The sequence below is a fragment of the Pseudomonas sp. CAU 1711 genome (assembly GCF_039888625.1).
GTDB lineage: Bacteria > Pseudomonadota > Gammaproteobacteria > Pseudomonadales > Pseudomonadaceae > Aquipseudomonas.
In genome coordinates this window covers 98,244-124,522 of the sequence record NZ_JBDQQT010000010.1, presented here as the reverse complement: position 1 = coordinate 124,522, position 26,279 = coordinate 98,244, and the positions used below count along the sequence as shown (strand labels likewise).

Here is a 26,279-nt window from a genome sequence, read left to right as displayed (position 1 = left end):
TTTTTGCTAACCTGCGCGGGCCTATAACAACGACGCAAGGAGCGCATATGGCATCCGGTAATCCCTCGCTTTCCGAAAAGGCCTTCAGCGATCTGGAGGTTTCCGCCAACCCCATGACCCTCGCCGGCACGGTCAACAAGACGGCCATGCTGCTGGCGCTCACGCTGATCCCGGCCATCTGGGTCTGGGGCCGCTATTTCAGCAACCCCGAGGCGGCCGCCGGGTTGCTGCCACTTCTGCTCGGCAGCGCCCTCGGCGGTTTCGTGCTGTCGCTGATCATCATCTTCGCCAAGCGCACCGCACCCTATCTGGCACCGCTGCACGCGCTGGCCGAAGGCGTGTTCGTCGGCGCCATCTCGGCCTTCTACGAGGCCAAGTACCCGGGCATCGTGATGCAGGCGGTGGCGCTCACCTTCGGCACCCTGTTCTGCCTGCTGGCCGCCTACCGCAGCGGGCTGATCCGCGCCACGGAGAACTTCAAGCTCGGCGTGGTCGCCGCCACCGGGGCGATCGCCCTGCTGTACCTGGTCAACCTGGGCCTGCGCCTGTTCACCGACCTGTCGATTCCCTTCATCCATGAGAGCGGCACGCTGGGCATCTGCTTCAGCCTGTTCGTGGTGGTGATCGCCGCGCTCAACCTGGTGCTGGACTTCGACTTCATCGAGCAGGGCGTCGAGCAGCAGTGCCCGAAGTACATGGAATGGTACGCCGCCTTCGGCCTGATGCTGACCCTGGTCTGGCTCTATCTGGAAATCCTGCGGCTGCTGGCCAAGCTGCGTAAGTAGCTCTCCAGCGCCTCCGGGAAGGGCCGCTCGCGCGGCCCTTTTTCTTACCAGGCCGGTGGCGTGTTCGGCGATCAGCGGCCAAGCTGAAGGGTAGCGGAGCCGGCAACGGCACCCATGAAAACGAGCGAGCCCCGATAGCGTTCAGGAGGCTGCGCCATGCTGACCCTGCTCAATCTGCTGTCCGCCATCGCCCTGTTGGTATGGGGCACCCATATCGTGCGTACCGGCATCCTGCGGGTATATGGCTCGCAACTGCGCCGCGTGCTCAGCCACAGCGTGCGCCGTCGGCCGCAGGCCTTCATCGCCGGCATCGGCGTGACCGCCCTGGTGCAGAGCAGCAACGCCACCGCACTGCTGGTCACCTCCTTCGTCGCCCAGGGGCTGATGGCGCTGCCGCCGGCGCTGGCGATCATGCTCGGCGCCGACGTCGGCACCGCGCTGATGGCGCGGGTGCTGACCTTCGACCTGTCCTGGCTGTCGCCGCTGCTGATCTTCCTCGGGGTGATCCTGTTCCTCTCGCGCAAGCAGAGCCGCGCCGGCCAGGTCGGCCGGGTGGCCATCGGCCTGGGCCTGCTGCTGCTGGCCTTGGAGTTGATAGTCGAGGCGGCGCGGCCGATCGCCGAGTCGCACGGTTTCGAGGCGCTGTTCGCCTCGCTGACCGGCGACCTGCTGCTCGATGCCCTGGTCGGCGCGCTGTTCGCCATCCTCACCTATTCCAGCCTGGCCGCCGTGCTGCTCACCGCGACCCTGGCCAGCAGCGGCATGATCGGCCTGCCGGTGGCCATTGGCCTGGTCATCGGCGCCAATATCGGCAGCGGCGTGCTGGCCCTGCTCGGCAGCGGCATGCAGTCCGCCTCCGGGCGCCAGGTGGCGCTCGGCAGCCTGCTGTACAAGCTGCTCGGCCTGCTGCTGATCCTGCCCCTGGTGCAGCCGCTGGTGGACTGGATGGGCCGCCTGGAGTGGTCGGCGGCGACCCTGGTGATCGCCTTCCACCTGCTCTACAACAGCCTGCGCTGCCTGTTGCTGCTGCCGACCGTGGGACCGATGGCGCGCCTGTGCCGGCTGCTGCTGCCGGAGCGCAGTCGCGACAATGGCGTGGCCAAGCCGCGCCACCTGGACCGCGCCGCCCTGGACACGCCGAGCCTGGCGCTGGCCAACGCGGTGCGCGAGACCCTGCGCATCGGCGACCTGGTGGAGCAGATGCTGGCCCACCTGCTGGAGGTGCTGCGCGAGGGCTCGAGCGAGGCCGGCCAGCAGCTGCGCCGCCTGGACGACGACGTCGACGCCCTGTACGGCGCGGTCAAGCTGTACCTGGCGCAGCTGCCGCGCGACTACCTGGCCGCCCACGAGAGCCGGCGCTGGGCGGAGATCATCGAACTGGCGGTGAACCTGGAGCACGCCGGCGACCTGATCGAGCAGATGGCCGGCAAGCTGGACAGCCACAAGCGCACCCGCCACGACTTCTCCGCCGAAGGCCTGGAGGAACTGACCGCCCTGCACGGCCTGCTGGCCGGCAACCTGCGCCTGGGCCTCAACGTGTTCCTCAACGGCAACCGCGACAACGCCCGCAGCCTGCTGGAGGAGAAGCAGCGCTTCCGCCGCGAGGAGCGCCGCCTGGCCCACGCCCATGTCGACCGCCTGGCCCAGCAGGTGGTGCAGAGCATCGAGACCAGCGGCCTGCACCTGGAGCTGATCGCCGACATGAAACGCCTCAACTCGCTGTTCTGCAGCAGCGCCTATGCCCAGCTGGAAGCCCAGAGCGCGCCTTTGCAGGCACCGCCGCCCGGCGAGGACGCCGAGGAGCGGGAGCAGGCGCCGACCCGGCACTGACCACGCCCCCGGCGCCATGCGATGATGCGCGCCCGCGCCACCACCGCTGCGTCGTCGATGCCACACTGGAAACCCCATCTGCTGCGCCTGCTCGCCCTGCTGCAGCGCTACCCCGGACTGATCGCCGCCTTCGGCTTCTGCTCCGGCGTGGCCAGCTTCATCCTGGTCGACCGCCAGGCCGGCGTGGGCCGGGTGATCGCCGTGCTGATGCTGCTGAGCTGGGCCTGGCTGTTGCTGGAGGGCCTGCTGACGCGCGGCGCGGTGCGCTGGCTGGGGATCGAGGTGCCGCCGCTGCTGCTGCGCTACCTGACCCAGCTGATCCACCAGGAGAGCCTGTTCTTCGCCCTGCCGTTCTTCTTCGTCACCACCGCCTGGAACAGCGGCCAGGCGCTGTTCACCGGCCTGCTCGGGGCGGCGGCGCTGCTGGCCATCACCGACCCGCTCTACTACAGGTGGCTGGCCGCGCGGCGCTGGCTCTACCTGAGCTTCCACACCCTGGCGCTGTTCGCCGTGCTGCTGGTGGCCCTGCCGCTGATCGTCCACCTGACCACCGCCGAGAGCTATCGCCTGGCCCTCGGCGTGGCGCTGCTGGTGGCCCTGCCCAGCCTCGGCAGCAGCCTGCGCATCCAGCGCTGGTGGCGCTGGCCGCTGCTCGGCGCCCTGCTGCTGGCGCTGGGCGGCGGTGCCTGGCTGGCCCGGCCCTGGGTGCCGCCGGCGACCCTGTGGCTGAGCCAGGTGGCGGTGACCGAACGCCTGCAGGCACGCAACCCCGGGCGCAGCCTGGAGCGGGTCGCCGGCGCCCAGCTGCGCGAGGCCGGGCTCTACGCCTTCACCGCGATCAGCGCGCCGCGCGGGCTGAACGAGCGCATCTACCATGTGTGGCGCCACCAGGGCCGCGAAGTCGACCGCATCGCCCTGGATATCCAGGGTGGTCGCAAACAGGGCTACCGCGCCTGGAGCCACAAGACCCGCTTCCCCGCCCGCCCGGCCGGCGACTGGCAGGTGCAGGTGGTCACCGAGACCGGCCAACGCATCGGCGTGCTGCGCTTCGTGGTGACGGAGTAGCCGCGCGCCCGGCCCACGCCTGTAGCCCGGATGCAATCCGGGAAAACCGGCCGCTCCGCTCCCGGATTGCATCCGGGCTACGGCCGGGTTTCGCTGCGCTCTACCCAGCCTACTGCTACAGACGGAAGCGCTGCACCATGCCGTTCAGATCGCTGGCCAGGCGCGCCAGCTGGTCGCTGGCCACCGAGGTCTCGTGGGCGCCGGTGGAGTTCTGCGCGGCGATGTCGCGGATGGCCACCAGGTTGCGATCCACTTCGCGCGCCACCTGGGCCTGCTGCTCCGCCGCGCTGGCGATCACCAGATTCATCTCGTTGATCTGCCCGACGCGCTGGGCGATCTGCGCCAGCGCCTCGTCCGCGGCGCTGGCCATCGCGCTGCTGCGGCTGGCGTACTCGCTGCTCTGGCCCATGGCGTCCACCGACTCCTGGCTGGCGCTCTGGATGGCGCTGATCATCCGCTCGATCTCCTGGGTGGAGCTCTGCGTACGCTGAGCCAGGGCGCGCACCTCGTCGGCCACCACGGCGAAGCCGCGGCCCTGGTCGCCGGCCCGCGCCGCCTCGATCGCCGCGTTCAGCGCCAGCAGGTTGGTCTGCTCGGCGATGGTACGGATCACTTCCAGCACCCGGCCGATGGCGATGGCCTCCTCGGCCAGGCGGGCGATGGTGGTCGAGCTATGTTCCAGGCGCTGGCCGAGCTGCTCGATGGTACTGCGCGTGGTGCTCACCTGCTTGCGCCCGGCCTCGGCGCTCTGCTCCGCCTCGCGCGAGGTGTCCGAGGTCTGGTTGGCGTTGCGCGCCACCTCGTCCACCGCCGCCGACATCTCGGTCACAGCGGTGGCGGCCATCTGGATCTCGTCGTTCTGCCGGTTCAGGCCATTGGCCGACTGTTCGGTGACCGTGTGCAGCTCCTCGGCCGCCGAGGCCAGCTGGGTGGAGGCGCCCTGGATGCCCTGCAGGGTGTCGCGCAGGCTCTCCTGCATCTGCTTGAAGGAAACCTGCACCTCGGTGATCTCGTCGCGGCCGCTGCACTGCACCGGCTGGCTGAGGTCGCCGGCGGCATTGCGCGCCACCACCTCGCGCAGCTCGCGCAGACGCAGGTTGATGGTGCGGCTCAGCGACCAGGCCTGCAGGCCGCCGCCGATCAGCAGCACCAGCAACAGCCCGGCGACCAGATTGAAGTCCCGTTCATACAGAGCCAGGCCGGCCTGGTACTGGCGCTCGGACTCCTGCAACTGCACCTCGATCAGCTTGGAGAACTGCTCGGACAGCGGGTCGATCAGCGGGTACAGCTCCTCGACGGTGAAGTCGACCAGGGCCTGCTTGTCGTCGGCGCGCAACATCGCCTTGAGCCGCTGCAGCGGCTCCTCCGCCTTGCGCATCAGGGGTTCGATCTGGGCGATCAGGCGCTTCTCGTCGTCGATCAGGTGAGTGGCCAGGTAGGCTCTCCAGATCTCCTGGATCTTGCCCTGCGCCTCCTCCACCTGGCGCGCCGCCTCGGCCGGCGCGACGCCGCCGTTGCGCGCCTTGTGGCTGGCATCGACTATGTTCACCGCGTAGAGGTCGGCGATCACCTTGAGATCGCGCAGCGGCACCACGCGATCCAGATAAACGCTGTTGAGGCCGTCGAGTACGCCGCGCAGGCCGGTGAGACCGGCGGCACCTATAACCAAGCTGCCCGCCATCATCAGGACGATGAGGACGAACAACCTTGTCCGAATAGTCCAGTGTTTCATGGTAGGTCACCTACTACAGGCTATATGCCTACCAAAACCATAGCCGCATTTTGCCGGCAACGCCGGCCGGCGTGGTGTTCAGCCCGCCAGCGAGGCGGCTGGGCCGCTCCGGGACATGAGGTCGACGCTCAGCCGAAGAACCAGTAGCACACGCCTATGGCCGCCAGCACCCCGGCCAGGTCGGCCAGCAGGGCGCAGCCCACGGCGTGGCGGGCGCGCTGGATGCCGACCGCGCCGAAGTACACGGCGAGCACATAGAAGGTGGTCTCGGTGCTGCCCTGGATGGTCGCCGCGATCAGCGCCGGGAAGCTGTCGACGCCATGGTTCTGCATGGTCTCGATCAGCATGGCGCGCGCCGCGCTGCCGGAGAACGGCTTGACCAGGGCGGTGGGCAGGGCGTCGACGAAACGGCTGTCCCAGCCGGCCCATTCGACCAGCGAGCGAATGCCGTCGAGGCCGAAGTCCAGGGCCCCGGAGGCGCGCAGCACGCCGATCGCGCAGAGCATGGCAACCAGGTACGGCAGCAGGTTCTTGGCCACTTCGAAGCCTTCCTTGGCGCCCTCGACGAAGCTCTCGTAGACCGGCACCTTGCGCAGCCAGCCGACCAGCAGGAACAGCAGGATCAGGCCGAACAGGGTCAGGTTGCCGAGCAGCGAGGACAGCTCCTTGAGCGCCACCGCGCTCAGCCCGGCCAACAGCGCCATGAAACCGCCGAGCAGCAATGCCCCGGGCACCAGGTAGGCCAGCACCACCGGGTCCCACAGGCGCAGGCGCTGCATCAGCGCCACGCTGAGCAGGCCGGCCAGGGTCGAGGCGCTGGTGGCCAGGAGGATCGGCAGGAACACCAGGGTCGGGTCCTCCGCGCCCTGCTGCACCCGGTACATGAAGATCGACACCGGCAGCAGGGTCAGCGACGAGGCGTTGAGCACCAGGAACAGGATCTGCGCATTGCTCGCCACCGTGGCGCTGGGGTTGAGTTCCTGCAGCGCCTTCATCGCCTTGAGGCCGATCGGCGTGGCGGCGTTGTCCAGGCCCAGGCCGTTGGCGGCGAAGTTGAGGGTGATCAGGCCGAGCGCCGGGTGGCCGCGCGGCACCTCCGGCATCAGGCGGGCGAACAGCGGCCCTAGGGCACGGCCGAGCAGGTCGACCAGGCCGGCCTGCTCGGCGATGCGCAGGAAACCCAGCCACAGGGTGAGGGTGCCGAACAGCACCAGCATCAACTCGACCGAGACCTTGGCCATGGCGAACAGGCTCTCGACCATGGCGGCCCAGACGGCCGGGTCGCCACCCAGCCAGCGCAGCGTGGCGGCCACCGCGGCCACCACGAAGAATCCCAACCACAGGCCGTTGAGCATGCCTCATTCCCCCACATCGATTGGCGCGATCATAGCGCGTCCAGCATGGCTCAGCGCCGCCAGTGGCCGACAGCCTGCCCGTTCGGTGTTAGCGTGGAGGCAGGATAAAACCGAGCCCAGGGAAGGTATGAGCATCCGATCAGCCACCATTGACGACGCACCCCGCATAGCCGAGCTGGTGCGCTCGCTCTCTCATCACTATCTCGATAACCCGCAGGGCAAGCTGCCCGACTGGTTCTGCCAAACCCTGAGCCTCCAGGCCTTTCGCCAAAGGGCAGCGAGTGGCGACTATGCCGCGTTCGTCTTCGCGCGCGACGGCGTCATCGCCGGCTACCTGGCCATGCGTGGCGACTCGCACCTCTACCATCTATTCGTGCACGCCGATCAGCAGCGGCGCGGCATCGCGCGCCAGCTGTGGCAGCACGCCCTGGTCCGCAGCCAGGCCGAGTGCATCACCCTGCGTTCGAGCCTGTGCGCCGTGGCGGTCTATCGCCGCTTCGGCTTCAGTTCAACCGGCCCCCGCGGGAACCGCGATGGAATCAGCTTTCAACCCATGGAACTGTGTCGATGCCTCGCTCCGACGCCCTGATACGCACGGCCAGCCTGGACGACCTGCCGCTCATTCAGCAGCTCGGCCGCACCACCTACGTCGATCACTTCGCCGGCCTGTGGTCAGCCGCAGGCCTCGAGCAGTTCCTCGCCCAGGACTTTGCCAGCGCGGCGCTGGAGTCGTCGCTCGGCGATCCGGGTCGCCACCAGTGGCTGCTGGCCTTCGCCGAGGAGGGTGAGGCCATCGGCCTGAGCAAGACCAACTGGGGGCGGGCGAACCCGCTGACCGGGGTGACGGGCGCGGAGCTGCAGAAGATCTACCTGCGCCGCGCCGCGGTGGGACAGGGCATCGGCGAGCGCCTGCTGAGTTCGGTGCTGGGCAGCGCGAGGGAGAAGGAGCAAGCCAATGTCTGGCTCGACGTGCTCAAGAGCAACAGCGGGGCGCAGCAGTTCTATGCCCGCCACGGTTTCCGCAAAATCGGCGAGATCGCATTCGCCAGCGACTTGCAAGAGATCGGCATGCTGGTGATGCTGCGCCAACTTTGAAACCGACAGGGAGGTGAAGATGGGACGTCTCGAAGGCAAAGTGACGCTGGTCACCGGCGCCGCCAGCGGCATCGGTGAGGCCATCGCCAGGCATTTCGCCGCTGAGGGCGCCTTCGTCCTGGTCAGCGACATCGACGTCGAGCGAGGCCGGCAGGTGGCCCTCTCGATCGGCGCTGGCGCCAGTTTCGAGCCTCTGGACGTGCGCGATGAGCGGGCCTGGCAGATGGTCGTCGAACGGGTACTGGCCGAGCATGGCAGGCTCGATGTGCTGGTGAACAACGCGGGCATCACCGGCTTCGAAGCGGGCCAGGTCGCCCACGACCCCGAACACGCGACGCTGGAAGCCTGGCGGGCGGTGCACCAGACCAACCTCGACGGGGTGTTCCTCGGCTGCAAGTACGCCATCCGGGCCATGCGCGCGAGCGGCAGCGGCGCCATCATCAACATGTCTTCGCGCTCGGGCCTGGTGGGCATCCCGGCCGCAGCCGCCTATGCCTCCAGCAAGGCCGCCGTGCGCAATCACACCAAGAGCGTGGCGCTGTATTGCGCGGAGCAGGGGTTGAACGTGCGCTGCAACTCCATTCACCCGGCGGCGATCCTCACGCCGATGTGGGAACCGATGCTGGGCACTGGCGCCGAGCGCGAGCGGAACATGGCCCTGTGCGTGCGCGACACGCCGCTGCAACGCTTCGGCAGGCCCGAAGAAGTGGCGGCGGTGGCCGTCATGCTCGCCTCCGACGAGGCCTGCTACATCACCGGAACGGAGATCAACATAGACGGCGGCATTCTCGCCGGTTCGGCCGCCCCGCCCACGCGCTGATGGCCTGTGCAACACAGGCCGGGAGCAGGGCGGCGGCGAACAGCTTGGCAAGCGCCGTCATCGCCCCCTCAACCTCGTGGCTGGCGGCCGAGGATGAGCGACAGGACGAACATCACCAGGAATACCAGGAACAGGATCTTGGCGATGCCGGCTGCGGTACCGGCGATGCCACCGAAGCCGAGCACGGCGGCGATGATGGCGACGATCAGGAAGGTAATGGACCAACTCAGCATGACGACTCTCCTCGGCTACGAATGAGGGCTGAAGCTGGCATCGACCTGGCGGCGCTGCAGCACGAGCAGCCCCAGGGCGAGCAGCAGATTCATGGCTGGGCCGCCTCAGAACACCCAGCCCGGCCTGCGCCGGAGCTGCAGCAGATCGGCCCGCCGCGCCGGCGACGGCTGCTGTCGCGCAGGCTCGACCAGGGCTTGCGGACGCGGGTTGGACGCGTTCGGCCAGCTCAGGCCGGTGGCGACACCGAGCACGAACAACAGGGCGGCGGGTAACGACAGGTGCAGGCGTTTCATGGCGGTTTCTCCAGGTGTGCGGGCCGCCATGCCGGCGGCCCGCCTCAGGCTCAGATCGCGCGCTTAACCCCGCGCATGCGCTCATGGCAGGCGCGCACCTTGGGCATCTCGTTGGCCAGCAGCGGCCGGAGCTGGGCATCGGCGCACTCCAGGGCGTCCTCGAAGGCATGCAGGATGCGATCCTCGGCCTCCTCCAGCTGGGCCACGTAGGTGGCCGCCTCGTCGCTGGCCAGGGTGGCGCGGGTGTCGGCATAGACCTGGCGCAGCTTGCCGAGCAGGGTGCCGCCAGTGGCGGGCCGCTCGTGGTTGGCGGCGACCCGGGCGGACAGCGCCTGGATCACCTCGACCTTGGCCCGCGACATCTCGCCGAACAGGCTCTTCAGGTGGTTGTCCTTGACCTCCTGGCTGGCGTGCTCGTAGAAGCGCTGGCCGTCGCGAGTGATCTCGATCAGTTCGTTGAGTTGGGCGGTTTGCTTGCTCATGGTTTTCTCCTTTTGCGGCGTCAAACGCCGGTTGGGGCGCCGGCAGCAGTGCCGGCGCCGGGGAGTCAGCCGCCGATCTGCAGGGCGTCGGCGTCGACGCCGCGCACACCGCGGATGTTGCGGGCGATCTCGATGGCCAGCTCCTTCTCGGCCGCGTTGAGCACGCTGCCGCTGAGCTCGACCATGCCGGCCTTGGTCTCCACCGAGATGTCCAGGCCGTCGAGCTGGCTGTCATACAGGTAGCTGGACTTCACCTTGCTGGTGATCCAGGCGTCGCTGATGGCCCGGCTGGTGTCCTGGGCGGCCTTCTGCGCCTGGCCGGCCGTGCCGTCGCCCGCGACGCTGAGGTGGTTGTCGACGCGCTCCACGCCCTTGGTGTTCTCGGCCAGGCGACCGGCCAGCTCCTTGGCCTCGGCGGAGCGTGCGTGGCCCTTGAGGGTGACCACCCCGGAGCGGGTGTCGACATCGATGTCCAGGCCCTCGGTGTTGCTGTTCCACAGCAGCTTGGACTTGACCATGGCGGTCAGGGTGGCGTCGTCGAACTGCTGGGCCAGGCCGGCGTTCTGCTGGCTCGGCTGGGTACCCGGGTCGACCTGCAGGCGGTTGTCGACCTGCTTCACGCCCTCGGTGCCGAGGGCCAACTGCTCGGCCAGGTCGCGGTCGACATCGCTTTCCACCTTGCCGCTCAGCACGGCCACGCCGTTCTCCACGTCCACCTCGATGCTGAACGGGCTGAGGTGGCGGTTGAGAGCGATCGCCGTCCAGATCGAGCCCTCCTGACGCGCCTCGCTGAGCTGCCGACTCAGGTCGCTGTCGGCCGCCTGGGCGGCCAGCGGCGACAGGCCGAGCATGCCGGCAGTCAGGGTGGCCAGGGCGAGTTTCTTCATCTGATACATGGCGGTTCCTCCATCTCTGTTCATGGCGGCCGTCTCGGCAGCCGCTGGAGGGAATATCGCAAGCCCTGTGCCAGCCTTTTATCTCGAAAAAAATCACTTTTATTTCAACAAGTTAACTATTCACAAGGAACTCCGCCGGATTGCATTGTGCAAGGTCGGCCAGAAATCGTCGTGCAACTTGCACGGTATTCCCGGGACTAAGTTCGACAGCGTTCAAGGAGAGCCGCCCATGCCCAACAGCCCGAACAACAGCGGACGCATCCTGCTGGTGGACGACGAAGCCGCCATCCTGCGCACCTTCCGCTACTGCCTGGAGGACAGCGGCTACCAGGTCGCCGGCGCCGGCAGCGCGGCCCAGGCCGAGGCCCTGCTGCAACGCCAGGTGTTCGACCTGTGCTTCCTCGACCTGCGCCTGGGCGAGGACGACGGCCTGCAGGTGCTGCAGCGCATGCGCGAGCAGGCACCCTGGATGCGCGTGGTGATAGTCACCGCGCACTCCGCCGTGGACACCGCGGTGGACGCCATGCAGGCCGGCGCCGCCGATTACCTGGTCAAGCCCTGCAGCCCCGAGCAGTTGCGCCTGGCCGCCGCCAAGCAGCTGGAGGTGCGCCAGCTGGCGGCGCGCCTGGAGGCGCTGGAAGGCGAGGTGCGCAAGAACCAGGGCGGGCTCGACTCGCACAGCCCGGCCTTCATGGCCGTGCTGGAGACCGCGCGGCAGGTGGCCGACACCGATGCCAACGTGCTCATCCTCGGCGAGTCCGGCACCGGCAAGGGCGAGCTGGCCCGCGCCATCCACGGCTGGAGCCGGCGCGCGCGCAAGGCCTTCGCCACCATCAACTGCCCCTCGCTGAGCAGCGAGCTGATGGAGAGCGAGCTGTTCGGCCACAACCGCGGTGCCTTCACCGGCGCCAGCGAGAGCACCCTGGGGCGGGTCAGCCAGGCCGACGGCGGCACCCTGTTCCTCGACGAGATCGGCGACTTCCCGCTGCCGCTGCAGCCCAAGCTGCTGCGCTTCATCCAGGACAAGGAGTACGAGCGGGTCGGCGATCCGCTGACGCGCCAGGCCGACGTACGCATCCTCGCCGCCACCAACCTCGACCTCGACGCCATGGTGCGCGAGGGGCGCTTTCGCGAGGACCTGCTCTATCGCCTCAACGTCATCTGCCTGACCTTGCCGCCGCTGCGCGAGCGCGGCGAGGATCTGCTGCCGCTGGCCGAGGGTTTCCTCGCCCGCTTCGTCCGCGAGCACGGCCGCCCGGCCCGCGCCTTCAGCGACGAGGCCCGGGCCGCCCTGCAGGCCTATGCCTGGCCCGGCAATGTGCGCGAGCTGCGCAACGTGATCGAGCGGGCCAGCATCATCTGCCCCGGCGAGCGGATCGAGCCGAGCCACCTCGGCCTCGACCCGGCCCAGGCCGACAGCGCGCCGCGGGTCGGCGCGGCGCTGAGCCTGGAGCAGCTGGAGAAGGCCCATATCGCCGCCGTGCTGGCCGCCAGCGCGACCCTGGAGCAGGCCGCCGCGACCCTCGGCATCGACGTCTCCACCCTCTACCGCAAGCGCAAGCAGTACGGCCTATGAAGCTGCGCAGCCGCCTGTTCCTCAGCAGCAGCGCGCTGCTCACCCTGGCCCTGCTCGGCCTGCTGCTAGGCATGGCCAGCGTGCTGCTGCTGACCCGCGCGCAGAACCAGGCAATGACCCGCAACCTGGAGATCATCGAGGCCAGCCTCGGCATGCGCCAGGAGATGGGCAGCCAGATCATCCTGCTGCTGCGCGACCGCCTCGACCGCCAGGCCCTGAGTGACTCGGACGAGCGCTTCCGTCATTGGCTGCAACGGGCCGGGGCCGGCGCCATCGAGGCCAGCGACCAGCAGGCGCTGGCCGAGATCGAACGCGCCTACGGCCATTTCGACCAGTACCTCGACAGCCCGGTGCAGGTGCGCCGCCGGCTGCTCGAAGACGACCGCTTCGTGCTCGCCCTGCAGGCCCTGCGCGACCGCATCAACGCCGTGCAGACCCGCTACGTCGGTGCCGTGGAACGGGAACAGCAGGTGACCCGCCAGCGCGCCTGGATGATCGCCGCCCTGCTCGGCCTGATCGGCCTGGCCCTGCTGGTGATCGGCTTCATCACCGCCCACGCCATGGCCCAGCGCTTCGGCCGGCCGATCGAGGCCCTGGCCGAGGCCGCCGACCGGATCGGTCGCGGCGATCTGCAGGTGAGCCTGCCGCTGTCCGGCGAGGCCGAGTTGGCCTCGCTGAGCCGGCGCTTCGGACAGATGGCCGAGGCCCTGCGCCAGTTCCGCGCCAGCCGCGTGGCCGAGCTGATCGCCAGCCAGCGGCGCCTGCAGGCGGTGCTCGACAGCATCGACGACGGCCTGCTGATCATCGACCGCAACGGCTGCCTGGAGCACGCCAACCCGGTGGCGCAGCGCCAGCTCGGCTGGGACGCGGCGCCGGTCGGCCAGCCCGTGCCGCGCCTGCTGGAGCACGAGCCGCTGCGCGAGCAGCTGGGCCTGGCCCTGGCCGGCGAGCACCCGCAACAGAATGGCGAGGACCTGAGCCTGAGCAGCGACGGCGAGCAGCGCCTGTTCAGCTACGGCCTGACCCCGGTCAACGACGAGGGCGGCGGTGTGCTGGGCGCGGTGATGGTGCTGCGCGACGTCACCGCGCAGCGCGCCTTCGAGCGGGTGCGCGGCGAGTTCGTGCTGCGTGCCTCCCACGAGCTGCGCACGCCGGTCACCGGCATGCACATGGCCTTCGGCCTGCTGCGCGAGCGCCTGCAGTACCCGCCGGACAGCCGCGAGGCAGACCTGCTACGCACCCTCGACGAGGAGATGCGGCGCCTGCTGCGCCTGCTCAACGACCTGCTCGATTTCTCGCGCTACCAGAACGGCCTGCAGCGCCTGGAGCTGCAGGCCTGCCTGCCCGGGGAGCTGCTCGAACAGGCCGCCCGGCGCTTCGCCGCCAAGGCCGAGGAACGGCGCATCGCGCTGCGGCTGGAGCTGCAGGAGCCGCTGCCGCGCCTGCAGGCCGACCGCCTGCAGCTGGAGCGGGTGCTGGACAACCTGCTGGGCAACGCCCTGCGCCATACCCCGGCGGGCGGGCACATCCGTCTGCAGGCACGGCGCCAAGGCGAGCAGCTGATCCTCGGCGTCGAGGACAGCGGCGAAGGCATCGCCTACGGCCAGCAGGCGCGGGTGTTTGAGCCCTTCGTCCAGATCGGCCGGCGCAAGGGCGGCGCCGGCCTGGGCCTGGCCCTGTGCAAGGAGATCGTGCAGCTGCATGGCGGGCGCATCGGCCTGCACTCGCGCCCCGGGCAGGGCGCGCGCTTCTACCTGGCCTTGCCGCTGTAATACGGCTGAGCGGAAAGCGGTCTAGGCTGAAACTGCCTCCAGACCCAAAGGGAATTACCCAATGCAACGTTCAGCACTATTCGCCGTAGCCCTGGGCGCCGGCCTGCTGCTCGCCGGCTGCGCCAGCCAGACCACCCAGCCCTCGCAGTACTCCGGCTTCCTCGGCGACTACTCGCAGCTGCAACCGGCCACCTCGGCCAGCGGCGCACCGGTGATGCGCTGGGTCTCGCCGAACTACCAGGCCACTCAGTTCCGCTCGGTGTATATCGAGAAGCCGGTGTTCTATCCGGCACCGACGCCCAGCGCCCAGGTCAGCCAGGCGACCCTCGACCAGGTCACCGGCTACCTGCAGCAGGCCATGCGCCGCGAGCTGCAGGGACGCATGCCGGTGGTCGAACAGCCCGACACGGACAGCTTGGTGCTGCGCAGCGCCATCACCGCGGTGAACGTCTCGACCGAGGGCCTGAAACCCTACGAGGTGATTCCCGTCGCCCTGGTGCTGGCCGCCGCCTCCACCGCAGCCGGCACCCGCGACCGCAACACCGATATCTATGTCGAGATGGAAGCGCTGGACGCGCGCACCAGCCAACCCGTGGTGCGGGTGGTGCGCAAGGGCCACGGCCTGACGCTGGAGAACAGCAGTAGCCAGCTGAGCCTCGACGACCTCAAGCCGGTCCTCGACGTCTGGGCTCGCGACGCCCGGGCCTTCCGCCCCTGAGCGGCTCGCCGGCGCCCGGCCGCCTGCCGCCGCGTCGCCTCAGCGGCCGTTGAGGGTCGCCAGCAGGGCGGCCGTCTCCGCATCCGCCTCGCCGTCGTAGCGGGCCTGGCGGTACTTCATCTGGAAGGCGGCCAGCACCCTGCGCGTCGGCTCGTCGAACTGACCGCTGAACTCCAGACCGTAGCCGACCCGCGCCAGCTGCTGCTGGAACCACAAGGCATCCGGCAGCGCCCGTTCGAACTCGGCGCGCCGCGCGGCGACCCGGGCGGCATCCGGCCAGCGGATCAGGCCGGCCTCGGCCAGGCGCCGCCAGGGGAACAGCGGGCCCGGGTCGACCTTGCGCTGCGGGGCGATGTCGCTGTGGCCGACGATGCTGTCGATCGGCAGCCCGTGGCGCTTGACCAGGTCCTTGAGCAGGGCGATCAGCGCCTGCATCTGCGCCTCGCCGTAGGGCTGCCAGTAGCGCCCCTGGGGGCCGTCGAAATAGCCCTGGTTGACCAGTTCGATGCCGATGCTGCTGGCGTTCAGCCAGGTGCGCCCCTGCCACTCGCTCTCCCCGGCGTGCCAGGCGCGGCGGTCCTCGTCGACCAGGCGGTAGACCTTGGCCGGGGCGTCGCCGATCAGGTAGTGGGCGCTGACCTCGCCCTGGGTCAGCAGGGCAAGGGAGCGGGCCATGCCGGTGGAGGTGTAGTGCAGCACTATGTACTGCACCCGGCTGCTCTGGCCGCGGGCGGTGAAACTGTCGTCGATGCGCGGGCCGCTGGCGCAGCCGCCGAGCAGCAGGGCGACGAGGGTTAACGCGATAAATCTCATGGGCGGATCGACAAGACTCAGGGGGCGATATGGAAGACGCTCTGCAGGTTGTCCAGCAGCATGTCGACGCTGAGCATGATCAGCAGCATGCCGGTCAGCCGCTCCACCGCGGTGAGGCCGCGCTGGCCGAGGAAGCGCTGCAGCCAGGAGGCCTGCAGGAGGATGCTGGCGGTGGCCAGCCAGGCCAGGCCGACGGCCAGGTACAGCTCCCACAGCGGGCCGTCGTGGGTGTTGCGCAGGGTCATCAGCACCGCCAGGGCCGAGGGGCCGGCCACCGCCGGGGTGGCCAGCGGCACCAGGAGCGGCTCGCCGTCCGGCAGGTCGCCGAGCACGCCCTCGGGGCGCGGGAAGATCAGGCGCATGGCGATGACGAACAGGATGATGCCGCCGGCGATGGCGGTGGCCTCGCGCGACAGGCCCAGGCCGCTGAGAATCTTGTCGCCGAAGGTGAGGAACAACATCAGCAGGGCCAGGGCGATCAGCAGCTCGCGCAGCGCCACGCGCATGCGCCGCTCGGGCTTCACGCTCTTAAGGGCGGCGAGATAGATGGCGATGTTGCCGAAGGGGTCGGTGACCAGAAACACCAGGACGGCGATGCCGAAGATTTCCATGCGAGGCTCCTTGCGAATAGACACAGTTTATCCGCCGGCGCCGGCAGCGTCTTGCGCGCGAAAAACCGTGAAATGCATCACAGTCGAGTCCATACAACGGACGCAGGGGCAAGCGGTCTGGACAAACGGCCGTGCAACCCGCGCAGAAGGGCATATCGTCAATCCTAGGCCCCTCGAGGATCGCCCCATGCACCGCGTGCTGCTGTGGATCAAACAGGATCTGCGCCTCGACGACCATCCGGCCCTGCAGGCCGCGCTGGACGCCGACCGGCTGCTGCCCGTCTATGTCTTCGACCCCGAGCTGCTGCAGCCGGGCCCCCTCGGTTGTCGCCGCCTGGGCGTGCATCGCGCCCGCCTGCTGCTGGAGAGCCTGGCGGCGCTGGACGGCGAGCTGCGCCAGCGCGGCTCCGCCCTGCTGGTGCTGCAGGGCAGCGCCGAGCGGCTGATCCCGAGCCTGGCCGAACGCCTCGACATGGACGAGGTGCTGACCCTGGACGAGGTCGCCCCCGAGGAACGCGCCCAGCTGGATGCGGTGAGGCAGCGGCTGGGCGACATCCGCCTGCTGCTGGCGCCCGGCAACTTCCTCCTGCGCGACGACGAGCTGCCCTGTCCGGTCGACCAGCTGCCGACCGCCTTCGGCCCGTTTCGCCAACTGGTCGAGCAGCGCCTGCCGGTGTTCCAGCCGCGCCCGGCACCGGCGCGCCTGCCGGCCCTGCCGGACAATGCCGGCGCCTACTTCGCCAGCCTGCCCAGCTTGTCCCAGCTCGGCCTGGGCGAGCCGCTCAGCGTGGCCAACAGCGCCTTCCCCTTCTCCGGCGGCGAGCCGGCCGCGCAGGCGCGGCTGCGCGACTACCTGTGGCTGAGCCAGGGAGTCCGCCAGCACCAGCAGACGCGCAACGGCATGATCGGCAGCGAGTACTCCTCCAAGCTCTCGCCCTGGCTGGCCAGCGGCTGCCTGTCGCCGCGCCGGGTACTCGCCGAGCTGCGCCGCCACGAGGCCCAGTATGGCCGCAACGACTCGACCCAGGCCCTGTGGCAGGAACTGCTGTGGCGCGACTTCTTCCGCTGGACTCTGCTGCGCCATGGCGGCGCCCTGTTCCGCGCCGGCGGGCTGAAGGCCACGGCGCGCGCGCCGCGCCAACTCGACCGGCGCTTCCAGCGCTGGTGCCAGGGCCGTACCGGCGTGCCGCTGGTGGACGCCAACATGCGCGAACTGGCCATCACCGGCTTCATGTCCAACCGCGGGCGCCAGGTGGTGGCCAGCTACCTGGTGGGCGAACTGCAACAGGACTGGCGGCATGGCGCGGCCTGGTTCGAGGAGCATCTGCTGGACTACGACCCGGCCAGCAACTGGGGCAACTGGGCCTATCTGGCCGGCATCGCCAGCGACCCACGGCAGCGGCGCCTGTTCAACGTCCTGCGCCAGGCCCGCCAGTACGACCCGGACGCCGCCTATGTCAGCCTCTGGCTGCCGGAACTGCACGGCGTGCCACAGCACCTGCGGCATACGCCCTTCCTGCTGCCGCACCTGCAACTGGACGCCCTCGGCTATCCGCGCCTGGAGAGCATTCCGGAGAACTGGCGGCCCTACCTGCCCAGCGCCGCCTGATCAGCCCCGCTCGATGCGGTTGCGCCCCTCGCGCTTGGCCCGATAGAGCGCCTGGTCCGCGCGCTCGAAGGCCGCCTCGCTGCTCTCGCCCGGAACGAAGGCGGTCAGCCCGGCGGACAGGGTGATGGTCAGCGGTTCGCCGCGAAAGTGGAAGGGGCAGGTCTCGATGGCGCCGCGCAGGGTCTCCAGCAACTGCTGGCCACCCTCCAGCGGCGTGCTGGGCACCAGCAGGACGAACTCCTCGCCGCCGAAACGGGCGAGGAAGTCGGTCTTGCGCAGACGCTTGCTCAGCTCGCCGGCGATGATCTTCAGCACCTTGTCGCCGGCCAGGTGGCCGTAGCCGTCGTTGATCCGCTTGAAATGGTCGATGTCCAGCACCGCCAGCAGCAGGTCGCCGCCGTAGCGCCGCCAGCGCGCCACCTCCAGCTCCAGGCGCTCGGCCCAGCCGGCCCGGTTGGCCACCCCGGTGAGCGGATCGGTGAGGGCCTTCTGCCGCTGCTCCTCGATATGCTCGCGAAAGCCCTGGGCCTCCAGCTCCATCTCGGTGACCTTCTGCGACAGGGCCTGCAGGCGCTGCGCCACCTCCTCCTCGCTCCCCTCGCGCTGGCGCTGGTGCTCGATCACCGTGTCGAGCAGGCCGTCCAGCCGCCGTTCCAGGGCCTGCTTGAGGCTGGCCAGGTCGGCCGCCTCCTGCACGCTGGCCTGCAGGTCGCTGACCTGCTCGCGCAGCTCGCGGTTGAAGCTGCGCGCGCTCTCCACCGACTCGCTGTAACCCTCGTGGGCCAGGCTCAGGGTATCGATGAAGGCCGCCAGACGCTCGTTGAGCTGCTTGAGGTAGCCGGCGAACTCGCGCTGGCCGCCATCGGTCACCGCCAGCACCAGCACCGCCAGGTCGTCCAGCAGCGGCACCAGCTCGTACCAGTTGACGCCGCCCTGCAGGCGCTCGCGCAGCGACTCGCCCTGCGCCTGGTAGTGTTCCGGCAGCTCCAGTTCGTCGAGCAGGCCCAGCAGGCTCTCGGCGATATGCGGGGCCACCGCGCTGTAGCCCGGTTCGGGACGCTCGGGCAGCGCGTAGGCGGGATCGCCGGCGCCGCCGGTGACGAGGCTGGCGTCCAGCGGCAGGCTGTCCAGCGTGGGGACCGGCGCCGGATCGGCCTGCCGCTGGGCGGCGGCCTGGGGCGCCGGCGCGAGGGGAGCGGCGCCGCGCGGCGCCTCGTCGACATCCACGGCGGCCTGCTCGGCAGGCGCCGGCGGCGGCGCGGGCGAAACCGGTGCGGCCGTTGCCTCATCGCGCGCAGGCGCAACCTCGGCTTGAGGCTGGCCCCCGGGCTCGGCCTCGTCGCGCCCGCCGAACAGGCGCTGCAGCAGGCCGGGGCGCGCCGCCGGGGCGCTGCCCAGCACGGCCAGGGCCTTGCCCTGCAGGCTGCTCAGCTCCGCCAGCAGGGCCGGCAGCTCGCGCGGCTGGCCGGCGCGCTCGTCGATACGCTTGGCGAACTGCTTGAGCGCCTTGCGCACCTCGCGCGGCGGATCCAGCTCCAGCAGCTGCTGGGTCAGCCCGGCGAAGCCGGCGACATTCTGCTCGAGCCGTTGCTGGCGACGCTGCTCGGAGTCCAGCACCGCCTTCTCCAGACGCGGGATCAGCGCGGACAGACCCTCCATCTGCTCCCCGCGCAGCAGCTCGCGCAGTTCCTGCATGCACTGGTCCACGGCCTTGTCGCTGCCCTCGGCGGCCAGCGAGCTGCGCACCAGGCCGCGGCGCAGCAGGTCGAGGCGCTGATTCCAACGCTGCTCCTGGTGCTCCTGGCGCTCCAGGGATTCCAGGTACTTGGCTTTCCAGCGCTGGGCTTCATCGGTCATGGTGGCGATCCAGTGGCAAAGCCACTACAGCATAGGCAGGTTCAGGCCGCTCGGCAGGCGGATGTCGACCGCCACCGGCAGGTGATCGGAAATCGCCTGGCTGAGCACCTCGACCCGCTCCAGGGCCAGCTCCGGGCTCAGCAGGATATGATCCAGGCAGCGCTGCGGACGCCAGCTGGGAAAGGTGGCCTCGATCTGCGGGGCGACCAGGCCGAGGTCGCGCAACGGCGAGTGCTGCAGCAGATCGGCGGCATGGGTGTTCATGTCGCCCATCAGCACGACATGCCGATAGCCGCCGATCAGCTCGCGGATATAGGCCAGCTGGCGGGTGCGGGTGCGGGCGCCGAGGGCCAGGTGCAGGTTGACCACCGCCAGCGCCTCCGCGCCCTCGCCGAAGCGCGCGAGAATGGCGCCGCGGCCGGGCGGCCCGGGCAACGGGTGGTCCTCCAGCAGGCTGGGCTGCAGGCGGCTGAGCATGCCGTTGCTGTGCTGGGCCAGGCGCCCGAGATTACGGTTGAGCTGCTGGTACCAGTAGGGGAAGGCGCCGAGCATGGCCAGGTGCTCGACCTGGTTGACGAAGCCGGAACGCAGGCTGCCGCCGTCCACTTCCTGCAGGGCGACCAGGTCGTAGTCGCCGAGCAGGGCACCGATGCGCTGCAGGTTGAGCTGCCGCCCGGGGTGGGGCAGCAGGTGCTGCCAGCCACGCGTCAGGTAGTGGTGGTAGCGTTCGGTGCTGATGCCGACCTGGATATTGAAGCTGAGCAGGCGCAGGCAGCCGTCGCCGCGCTGGCCGGCGGAGTCCCGGCAGAAACCGTTGACCTGCGCCTGGCGCAGGCCCGCGATACGCCCGGAACCCCAACGGCGCAGCATGGCTCCGCACTCAGTTGGCGGCGCGCTCTTTGCCGATCAGGAAGTCGGCGACTTCCAGGGCCTGCTCCGGACCGCCCGAGCTGCGAATGTCGAAGCGGTACTTGCCACCGACGATCAGCACCGGCACGCCCTTGATCTGATAGGCCACGGCCAGTTTCTTGGCCTTGGCCATCTGCCCCTTCACGGCGAAGGAGTTGAATGTGCCGAGGAACTTGTCCTTGTCCACGCCCTGGGTGGCGAGGAACTCGGCCATTTCGTCGACATCCGCCAGCTTGCGCTTGTCCTTGTGGATGGCGTCGAACACCGCCTCGTGGACCTTGCGCTCGACGCCCATGGACTCGAGGGTGATGAACAACTGGCCGTGCACGTCCCAGATGCCGCCGAACAGGGCGGGAACGCGCACGAAGTTGACGTCATCAGGCAGCTTCTCGACCCAGGGATTGAGGGTCGGCTCGAACTGATAGCAGTGCGGGCAGCCGTACCAGAACAGCTCGACCACCTCGATCTTGCCGGGCTGCGAGACCGGCACCGGACTGCTCAGTTGCTCGTACTGGCGGCCGGCCTCGATGCTTTCCGCCTGAGCGGTGGCGCCGAGCAGGCCGAGACTGGCGAAGACGGCGCTGAGAATCAGGTTACGCATACAAAACTCCTTGGCGATGGGACCGCGCATGGGGCGGCTGGCACGGTTCGACCGGCGGCGCGGCAACGGGTTCCGGCATTGTAGCGGCAGCGCCAACGAAAAAGGGTGGCCATGGCCCCCCTTTTGTTTCCGCTTATCAGCGCCGGTCTAGAACCTGCTTACGATCTCGCGAGCTAGAGTCAGGCTAGGCGGGGAAGGGCCGAGGGCGCGGAGTTTACAACTAGTAAATGAGCACCCGAGGCCCTTTTCCAACGACGCATGGCCGACGCGCAGCAGATCGTAAGCGGGTTCTTAGTGCAGGCCCTGGATATAGCTGGACACGGCGTCGATGTCCTTGTTGCTCAGTTTGGCGGCGATGGCGCGCATGATCATGGCGTCGCCGTCGTTGGTACGGTTGCCTTCGCGGAAGTCGGTCAGCTGCTTGGCCACATACTGCGCGTGCTGGCCGCCCAGTTTGGGGAAGCCCGCGGCGGCCAGGCCGGCGCCGTTCGGCGAGTGACAACCGGTGCAGGCCGGCATGCCTTCTTCCAGCTTGCCGCCACGGAACAGCGCTTCGCCGCGCTCGACCAGCTTGGGATCGGCGGCGCCGACGCTGCCCTGCTGGCTGGCGAAGTAGGCGGCGATGTCGGCCATGTCCTGGTCGCTGAGGTTATCCAGCAGACCGGTCATTTCCAGCACTTTGCGCCCCTTACCTGCCTCGGCGGTAGGTGCAGTACCCTCCTTGATATCGTGCAGCTGCTTGAGCAGGTAACGCTCGCCCTGACCGGCCAGCTTGGGGAAGTTCGGCGCGGCGCTGTTGCCGTCGCCGCCATGGCAAGCGGCGCAGACGGCGGTCTTGGCCTTGCCGGCCTCGGCATCGCCGACGATCTTGGCGGCGTCGGCGGCTTGCGCGGCCACCGAAACACCCAGGCTCAACAGGAGACTCACCAGTACTTTGTTCATCAGCTAATCCAATAACGGCTAGAGGTAGAAAGTTTTCTTACGGGACTACTCGCTCATCAACTCGATGACGGCCTGGTAGTCCTCGGCACTGCAATCCATGCACAGGCCACGGGGCGGCATGGCATTCAAACCATTGGTGACGCTCTGCACCAGCGCGTCCATGCCCTTGGCCAGGCGCGGTTCCCAAGCGGCCTTGTCGCCGCGCTTGGGTGCCATCGGCAGTTGACCATTGTGGCAGGCCGCGCAGGACTTGGCATAAACCGCTTCCGGATCCTGCGCCGCATTCGCGACACCCGACAGACACAGCACGACTGCGCCGACAACCAGCACTTTCTTCATAGCCAAACCTCGATCAGGGAGGGAACGGCCTGCGTCTGTCGCGCAGCATGTTCTGTCGCGTTCCCGGCGGAAGGACAAAGCGCACACAAAATCTGCGGCATTATATACTGGCGTCGCCGAAACGGAAGCGACAGCATGCCGCGCCCCGAGGCCCGATGGGCCTCAGCCCCCCGCCATACGGATTGTCCATGTCATCCAAGAACCCCATTCTCGGGCTGTGCCAACAGGCCAGCTTCATGATCAGCGCCGCCAAGGTCGACCAGTGCCCGGACGACAGCGGCCTGGAAGTGGCCTTCGCCGGCCGCTCCAACGCCGGCAAGTCGAGCGCGCTGAACACCCTGACCCACGCCAGCCTGGCGCGTACCTCGAAGACCCCGGGGCGCACCCAGCTGCTCAACTTCTTCCGCCTGGACGACGAGCGCCGCCTGGTCGACCTGCCGGGCTACGGCTACGCCAAAGTGCCGATCCCGCTCAAGCAGCACTGGCAGAAACACCTGGAGGCCTACCTGGGCAGCCGCGAGAGCCTGTGCGGCCTGGTGCTGCTGATGGACATCCGCCATCCGCTGACCGAGTTCGACTGCATGATGCTGGACTGGGCCAAGGCCAGCGGCATGCCGCTGCATATCCTGCTGACCAAGGCCGACAAGCTGGCCTTCGGCGCGGCGAAGAACGCCCTGCTCAAGGTGCGCCAGGAAATCCGCAAGGAGTGGGGCGACGAGGTCGCCAGCATCCAGCTGTTCTCCGCGCCCAAGCGCCTGGGCGTGGACGAGGCGCAACTGGTACTGGCGCAGTGGCTGGGGCTGATCGAGGACGATGAAACGCAGCCCGAGTGACCCCCGCGCAGCAAATCGCGAACAAAAAAAACCCCGGGCTTCGTATGGGGAGGGAGAAGACCGGGGTTCAATTCTGAACCGCTAGGGCGGGGTTCAGAGATCTGCCAACACTAAACACAGCTAGGAGCATCGAAGGGCCTCATTGCCATTCACGATCTCTGACCGGCCTCCCTGTCGATTAGTTCAGCGCCTTTTTAGAACTCATCGCCATATGAATCAGGATAATTTCTGATTTTTCATATATGACAGAGACACCTCAGTGCGCCTCGTCCCAGTTGTCGCCCACGCCCGCCTCGACCAGCAGTGGCACGTCCAGCTCGGCGGCGCCACTCATCAACGGCAGCAGGCCGGCCTTGAGCGCCTCGACCTGATCCTCGCGCACCTCCAGCACCAGCTCGTCGTGCACCTGCAGTATGACTTTCACGTCCAGCCCGGACTGCGGCAGCCAGGCGTCCACGGCGATCATCGCGCGCTTCATGATGTCCGCCGCGGTGCCCTGCATCGGCGCGTTGATCGCGGTGCGTTCGGCGCCCTTGCGCAGCGCCGGGTTCTTCGCATGGATATCCGGCAGGTACAGGCGGCGACCGAACAGGGTCTCGACGAAACCCTGCTGGCTGGCCTGCTCGCGGGTGCGTTCCATATAGGCCAGCACGCCGGGGTAGCGGGCGAAGTAGGTGTCGATATAGGCCTGCGCCTGCTTGCGGTCGCAGCCGAGCTGCTTGGCCAGGCCGAAGGCGCTCATGCCGTAGATCAGGCCGAAGTTGATCGCCTTGGCACTGCGCCGCTGATCGCTGGTCACCTGCTCCAGCGTCACGCCGAACACCTCTGCCGCCGTCGCCCGGTGCACGTCGCGGTCGTGGCGGAAGGCGTCCAGCAGGCCCTCGTCCTTGGCCAGGTGGGCCATGATGCGCAGCTCGATCTGCGAGTAGTCGGCCGCCAGCAGCTTGTAGCCCCTGGGGGCGACGAAGGCCTGGCGAATACGCCGTCCTTCCGCCGTGCGGATCGGGATGTTCTGCAGGTTGGGGTCGGTCGAGGACAGCCGCCCGGTGGCCGCCACCGCCTGGTGGTAGCTGGTGTGGATGCGCCCGGTGCGCGGGTTGATCTGCTCCGGCAACCGGTCGGTGTAGGTGCTCTTCAGCTTGCTCAGGGAGCGGTACTCCATCAGCAGCTTGGGCAGGGCGTGGTCCTGCTCGGCCAGTTCGGCCAGCACCGCCTCGGCGGTGGACGGCTGGCCGGTGGCGGTCTTGCTCAGCACCGGCAGGCCGAGCTTGTCGTAGAGGATGGCGCCGAGCTGCTTGGGCGAGCCGAGATTGAACTCCTGGCCGGCCAGTTCGAAGGCCTGACGCTCCAGGGCCACCAGGCGCTCGCCCAGCTCGACGCTGTGCTGGCCGAGCAGCTTGGCGTCGACCAGCGCGCCGTTGCGCTCGATGCGCGCCAGCACCGGCACCAGCGGCATCTCGATCTCGCGCAGCACCTTGGCCAGCGAGGGCGTGGCTTCCAGCCTGGCCCACAGGACCTGATGCAGGCGCAGGGTCACGTCGGCGTCCTCGGCGGCGTAGGGGCCGGCCTGCTCGATGGCGATCTGGTCGAAGGTCAGCTGCTTGGCGCCCTTGCCGGCGATGTCCTCGAAGCGGATGGTGCTGTGGTCGAGGTACTTCATGGCCAGGCTGTCCATGTCGTGGCGGGTCGCCGTCGAATCGAGCACATAGGATTCGAGCATGGTGTCGAAGGCCAGGCCCTGCAAGGCGATCGGCGTGCTGGCGTGGGCCAGCACGTTCATGTCGTACTTGCCGTGCTGGCCGACCTTGGCCTTGGCCGGGTCCTCCAGGATTGGCTTGAACGCTGCGAGCACGGCGTCACGATCCAGCTGCGCCGGCACGCCCATATAGGAATGGGCCAGAGGCACATAGGCGGCCTCGCCGGCGCTCACGGCGAAGGACACGCCGACCACCTCGGCCTGCTGCGGGTCGAGGCTGGTGGTCTCGGTGTCGAAGGCGATCAGCTCGGCGGCCCGCAGCTTGTCCAGCCAGGCATCGAAGCGCGCCTGTTCCAGCACGGTTTCATAGCGCGACTCGGCCGCCGGTGCCTCTGGGGCTGGTTCTTTCTCAGCCGGCGCGGGCCGATCGAACAGCCCGCCCGTGGGCGCCGGCACAGTGGCAGGGCGTGTCTTCGGCTGCTGGCGCTGCAGCTCATCGAGCCAGCCCTTGAACTCCAGTTCGGTGTAGAGAGCGACCAGCGCGGCACGGTCCGCCTCGCCGGGGTAGAGGTCGTCGACGCCCACCTCCAGCTCGACATCGGTCTTGATGGTCGCCAGCTGGTAGGAGAGGAAGGCCATGTCCTTGTGCTCGGCCAGCTTGGCCGGCAGGGTCTTGGCGCCGCGGATCGGCAGCTCCGGCACCTTGTCCAGGCTGGCGTAGAGCACGTCGAGGCCACCGCCGACGCCGACCAGCAGGCCCAGCGCGGTCTTCTCGCCGACGCCCGGCACGCCGGGGATGTTGTCGACCTTGTCGCCCATCAGGGCCAGGTAGTCGATGATCAGCTCGGGGCCGACGCCGAACTTCTCGCGCACGCCCTCGATGTCGTAGACGCTGCCGGTCATGGTGTTGACCAGGGTGACGTGGGGGCAGACCAGCTGCGCCATGTCCTTGTCGCCGGTGGAGATCACCACATCGCGCCCGAGCGCGGCGGTCTGCCGGGCCAGGGTGCCGATCACGTCGTCGGCCTCCACGCCCTCGACGCACAGCAGCGGGTAGCCGAGGGCGCGCACGGCGGCGTGCAGCGGCTCGACCTGGCCGCGCAGCTCCTCGGGCATCGGCGGGCGGTTGGCCTTGTACTCGGCGAACATGGCGTCGCGGAAGGTGCCGCCCTTGGCGTCGAACACCACGGCGAAGGGGCTGTCCGGATACTGCTTGCGCAGGCTCTTGAGCATGTTCAGCACGCCCTTGACCGCGCCGGTCTGCTGGCCCTTGGAGTTGGCCAGCGGCGGCAGGGCGTGGAAGGCGCGGTAGAGGTAGGAAGAACCGTCGACCAGAACGAGAGGGGCGTTGGACATGCGCAAGATCAACCTTTTGCCGAGTGCGAACGCTAGAATGAACGCACCAACCTGAAGAAA

At 68.7% G+C, this 26,279-nt stretch carries 25 protein-coding genes; 11 read left to right on the top strand and 14 right to left on the bottom strand.

Annotated features, from left to right (window positions below; genetic code table 11):
* Window positions 1-47 precede the first annotated feature (47 nt).
* The 3 genes from AAFN46_RS13140 (at window position 48) to AAFN46_RS13130 (ending at window position 3,680) form a co-directional block, all read left to right on the top strand.
* Window positions 48-785: a Bax inhibitor-1/YccA family protein gene (locus AAFN46_RS13140; RefSeq protein ID WP_347809146.1), complete on the top strand. Its 738-nt coding sequence runs from the start codon at window positions 48-50 to the stop codon at window positions 783-785.
* 156 nt (window positions 786-941) lie between these two features.
* Window positions 942-2,615 carry a Na/Pi cotransporter family protein gene (locus AAFN46_RS13135; protein WP_347809145.1) on the top strand — a complete coding sequence of 558 codons (1,674 nt, stop codon included), beginning with the start codon at window positions 942-944 and terminating at the stop codon, window positions 2,613-2,615.
* Between the two features lie 57 nt (window positions 2,616-2,672).
* Window positions 2,673-3,680: a DUF5924 family protein gene (locus AAFN46_RS13130; RefSeq protein WP_347809216.1), complete on the top strand. Its 1,008-nt coding sequence runs from the start codon at window positions 2,673-2,675 to the stop codon at window positions 3,678-3,680.
* 115 nt (window positions 3,681-3,795) lie between these two features.
* Here the strand turns inward: AAFN46_RS13130 and AAFN46_RS13125 are convergent, their stop codons facing one another.
* Entirely contained in the window at window positions 3,796-5,412 is a 1,617-nt protein-coding gene (locus AAFN46_RS13125; RefSeq protein ID WP_347809144.1) for a methyl-accepting chemotaxis protein, read from the bottom strand.
* A gap of 128 nt (window positions 5,413-5,540) precedes the next feature.
* Entirely contained in the window at window positions 5,541-6,767 is a 1,227-nt protein-coding gene (locus tag AAFN46_RS13120) for a nucleoside recognition domain-containing protein (RefSeq protein ID WP_347809143.1), read from the bottom strand.
* Between the two features lie 127 nt (window positions 6,768-6,894).
* On the opposite strand from AAFN46_RS13120, the gene AAFN46_RS13115 reads away from it, so the two are divergent.
* Genes AAFN46_RS13115 through AAFN46_RS13105 form a run of 3 tightly spaced genes read left to right on the top strand, consistent with a single transcriptional unit; the run spans window position 6,895 to window position 8,682 of the window.
* On the top strand, window positions 6,895-7,356 hold the full coding sequence (locus AAFN46_RS13115) for a GNAT family N-acetyltransferase (RefSeq protein ID WP_347809142.1): 462 nt from the start codon (window positions 6,895-6,897) through the stop codon (window positions 7,354-7,356).
* A complete protein-coding gene (locus tag AAFN46_RS13110) occupies window positions 7,335-7,862 on the top strand; it encodes a GNAT family N-acetyltransferase (RefSeq protein ID WP_347809141.1) in 528 nt (175 codons plus the stop codon). The genes AAFN46_RS13115 and AAFN46_RS13110 overlap by 22 nt, the downstream gene beginning before the upstream one ends.
* 19 nt (window positions 7,863-7,881) lie before the next feature.
* Window positions 7,882-8,682, top strand: coding sequence for a glucose 1-dehydrogenase (locus tag AAFN46_RS13105; RefSeq protein ID WP_347809140.1), 801 nt, complete (start codon window positions 7,882-7,884; stop codon window positions 8,680-8,682).
* A gap of 68 nt (window positions 8,683-8,750) precedes the next feature.
* On the opposite strand, the gene AAFN46_RS13100 is transcribed toward AAFN46_RS13105, so the two are convergent.
* The 4 genes from AAFN46_RS13100 to AAFN46_RS13085 form a co-directional block, all read right to left on the bottom strand.
* Window positions 8,751-8,915, bottom strand: coding sequence for a DUF1328 domain-containing protein (locus AAFN46_RS13100; protein WP_347809139.1), 165 nt, complete (start codon window positions 8,913-8,915; stop codon window positions 8,751-8,753).
* Between the two features lie 105 nt (window positions 8,916-9,020).
* On the bottom strand, window positions 9,021-9,209 hold the full coding sequence (locus tag AAFN46_RS13095) for a hypothetical protein (RefSeq protein WP_347809138.1): 189 nt from the start codon (window positions 9,207-9,209) through the stop codon (window positions 9,021-9,023).
* A gap of 50 nt (window positions 9,210-9,259) precedes the next feature.
* Complete coding sequence (locus AAFN46_RS13090; protein WP_347809137.1) at window positions 9,260-9,691, bottom strand: PA2169 family four-helix-bundle protein; 432 nt, start codon at window positions 9,689-9,691, stop codon at window positions 9,260-9,262.
* 65 nt (window positions 9,692-9,756) lie between these two features.
* Complete coding sequence (locus AAFN46_RS13085) at window positions 9,757-10,587, bottom strand: BON domain-containing protein (protein ID WP_347809136.1); 831 nt, start codon at window positions 10,585-10,587, stop codon at window positions 9,757-9,759.
* A gap of 229 nt (window positions 10,588-10,816) precedes the next feature.
* Here AAFN46_RS13085 and algB point away from each other — a divergent pair, with 229 nt between their 5' ends.
* The 3 genes from algB to AAFN46_RS13070 all read left to right on the top strand — a co-directional run bounded on the left by algB (window position 10,817) and on the right by AAFN46_RS13070 (window position 14,653).
* Window positions 10,817-12,163: a sigma-54-dependent response regulator transcription factor AlgB gene (gene algB, locus AAFN46_RS13080; RefSeq protein ID WP_347809135.1), complete on the top strand. Its 1,347-nt coding sequence runs from the start codon at window positions 10,817-10,819 to the stop codon at window positions 12,161-12,163.
* Window positions 12,160-13,935, top strand: coding sequence for an ATP-binding protein (locus AAFN46_RS13075; protein WP_347809134.1), 1,776 nt, complete (start codon window positions 12,160-12,162; stop codon window positions 13,933-13,935). The genes algB and AAFN46_RS13075 overlap by 4 nt, the downstream gene beginning before the upstream one ends.
* Window positions 13,936-13,996: 61 nt before the next feature.
* Window positions 13,997-14,653 carry a DUF3313 domain-containing protein gene (locus AAFN46_RS13070; RefSeq protein ID WP_347809133.1) on the top strand — a complete coding sequence of 219 codons (657 nt, stop codon included), beginning with the start codon at window positions 13,997-13,999 and terminating at the stop codon, window positions 14,651-14,653.
* Between the two features lie 39 nt (window positions 14,654-14,692).
* Here the strand turns inward: AAFN46_RS13070 and AAFN46_RS13065 are convergent, their stop codons facing one another.
* Both AAFN46_RS13065 and AAFN46_RS13060 read right to left on the bottom strand, forming a co-directional pair.
* Window positions 14,693-15,466, bottom strand: a complete 774-nt coding sequence (locus AAFN46_RS13065; RefSeq protein ID WP_347809132.1) for an N-acetylmuramoyl-L-alanine amidase — start codon at window positions 15,464-15,466, stop codon at window positions 14,693-14,695.
* 17 nt (window positions 15,467-15,483) lie between these two features.
* A complete protein-coding gene (locus AAFN46_RS13060; protein WP_347809131.1) occupies window positions 15,484-16,077 on the bottom strand; it encodes a MarC family protein in 594 nt (197 codons plus the stop codon).
* 187 nt (window positions 16,078-16,264) lie between these two features.
* Here AAFN46_RS13060 and AAFN46_RS13055 point away from each other — a divergent pair, with 187 nt between their 5' ends.
* Complete coding sequence (locus AAFN46_RS13055; RefSeq protein ID WP_347809130.1) at window positions 16,265-17,686, top strand: DASH family cryptochrome; 1,422 nt, start codon at window positions 16,265-16,267, stop codon at window positions 17,684-17,686.
* Here AAFN46_RS13055 and AAFN46_RS13050 read toward each other — a convergent pair whose 3' ends face one another.
* The 5 genes from AAFN46_RS13050 to AAFN46_RS13030 all read right to left on the bottom strand — a co-directional run bounded on the left by AAFN46_RS13050 (window position 17,687) and on the right by AAFN46_RS13030 (window position 22,334).
* On the bottom strand, window positions 17,687-19,543 hold the full coding sequence (locus AAFN46_RS13050) for a diguanylate cyclase (RefSeq protein WP_347809129.1): 1,857 nt from the start codon (window positions 19,541-19,543) through the stop codon (window positions 17,687-17,689).
* A gap of 24 nt (window positions 19,544-19,567) precedes the next feature.
* Window positions 19,568-20,413, bottom strand: a complete 846-nt coding sequence (locus tag AAFN46_RS13045; RefSeq protein WP_347809128.1) for an endonuclease/exonuclease/phosphatase family protein — start codon at window positions 20,411-20,413, stop codon at window positions 19,568-19,570.
* Window positions 20,414-20,423: 10 nt separating this feature from the next.
* The gene (locus AAFN46_RS13040) at window positions 20,424-21,053 is read right to left on the bottom strand and encodes a thiol:disulfide interchange protein DsbA/DsbL (protein ID WP_347809127.1); all 630 of its coding nucleotides are present in this window, start codon (window positions 21,051-21,053) and stop codon (window positions 20,424-20,426) included.
* A gap of 291 nt (window positions 21,054-21,344) precedes the next feature.
* A complete protein-coding gene (locus tag AAFN46_RS13035; RefSeq protein WP_347809126.1) occupies window positions 21,345-21,995 on the bottom strand; it encodes a c-type cytochrome in 651 nt (216 codons plus the stop codon).
* 45 nt (window positions 21,996-22,040) lie between these two features.
* Window positions 22,041-22,334: a c-type cytochrome gene (locus tag AAFN46_RS13030; protein WP_347809125.1), complete on the bottom strand. Its 294-nt coding sequence runs from the start codon at window positions 22,332-22,334 to the stop codon at window positions 22,041-22,043.
* Window positions 22,335-22,522: 188 nt separating this feature from the next.
* On the opposite strand from AAFN46_RS13030, the gene yihA reads away from it, so the two are divergent.
* Entirely contained in the window at window positions 22,523-23,167 is a 645-nt protein-coding gene (gene yihA, locus AAFN46_RS13025) for a ribosome biogenesis GTP-binding protein YihA/YsxC (RefSeq protein ID WP_347809124.1), read from the top strand.
* 256 nt (window positions 23,168-23,423) lie between these two features.
* Here the strand turns inward: yihA and polA are convergent, their stop codons facing one another.
* On the bottom strand, window positions 23,424-26,219 hold the full coding sequence (gene polA / locus AAFN46_RS13020; RefSeq protein ID WP_347809123.1) for a DNA polymerase I: 2,796 nt from the start codon (window positions 26,217-26,219) through the stop codon (window positions 23,424-23,426).
* Window positions 26,220-26,279 lie beyond the last annotated feature (60 nt).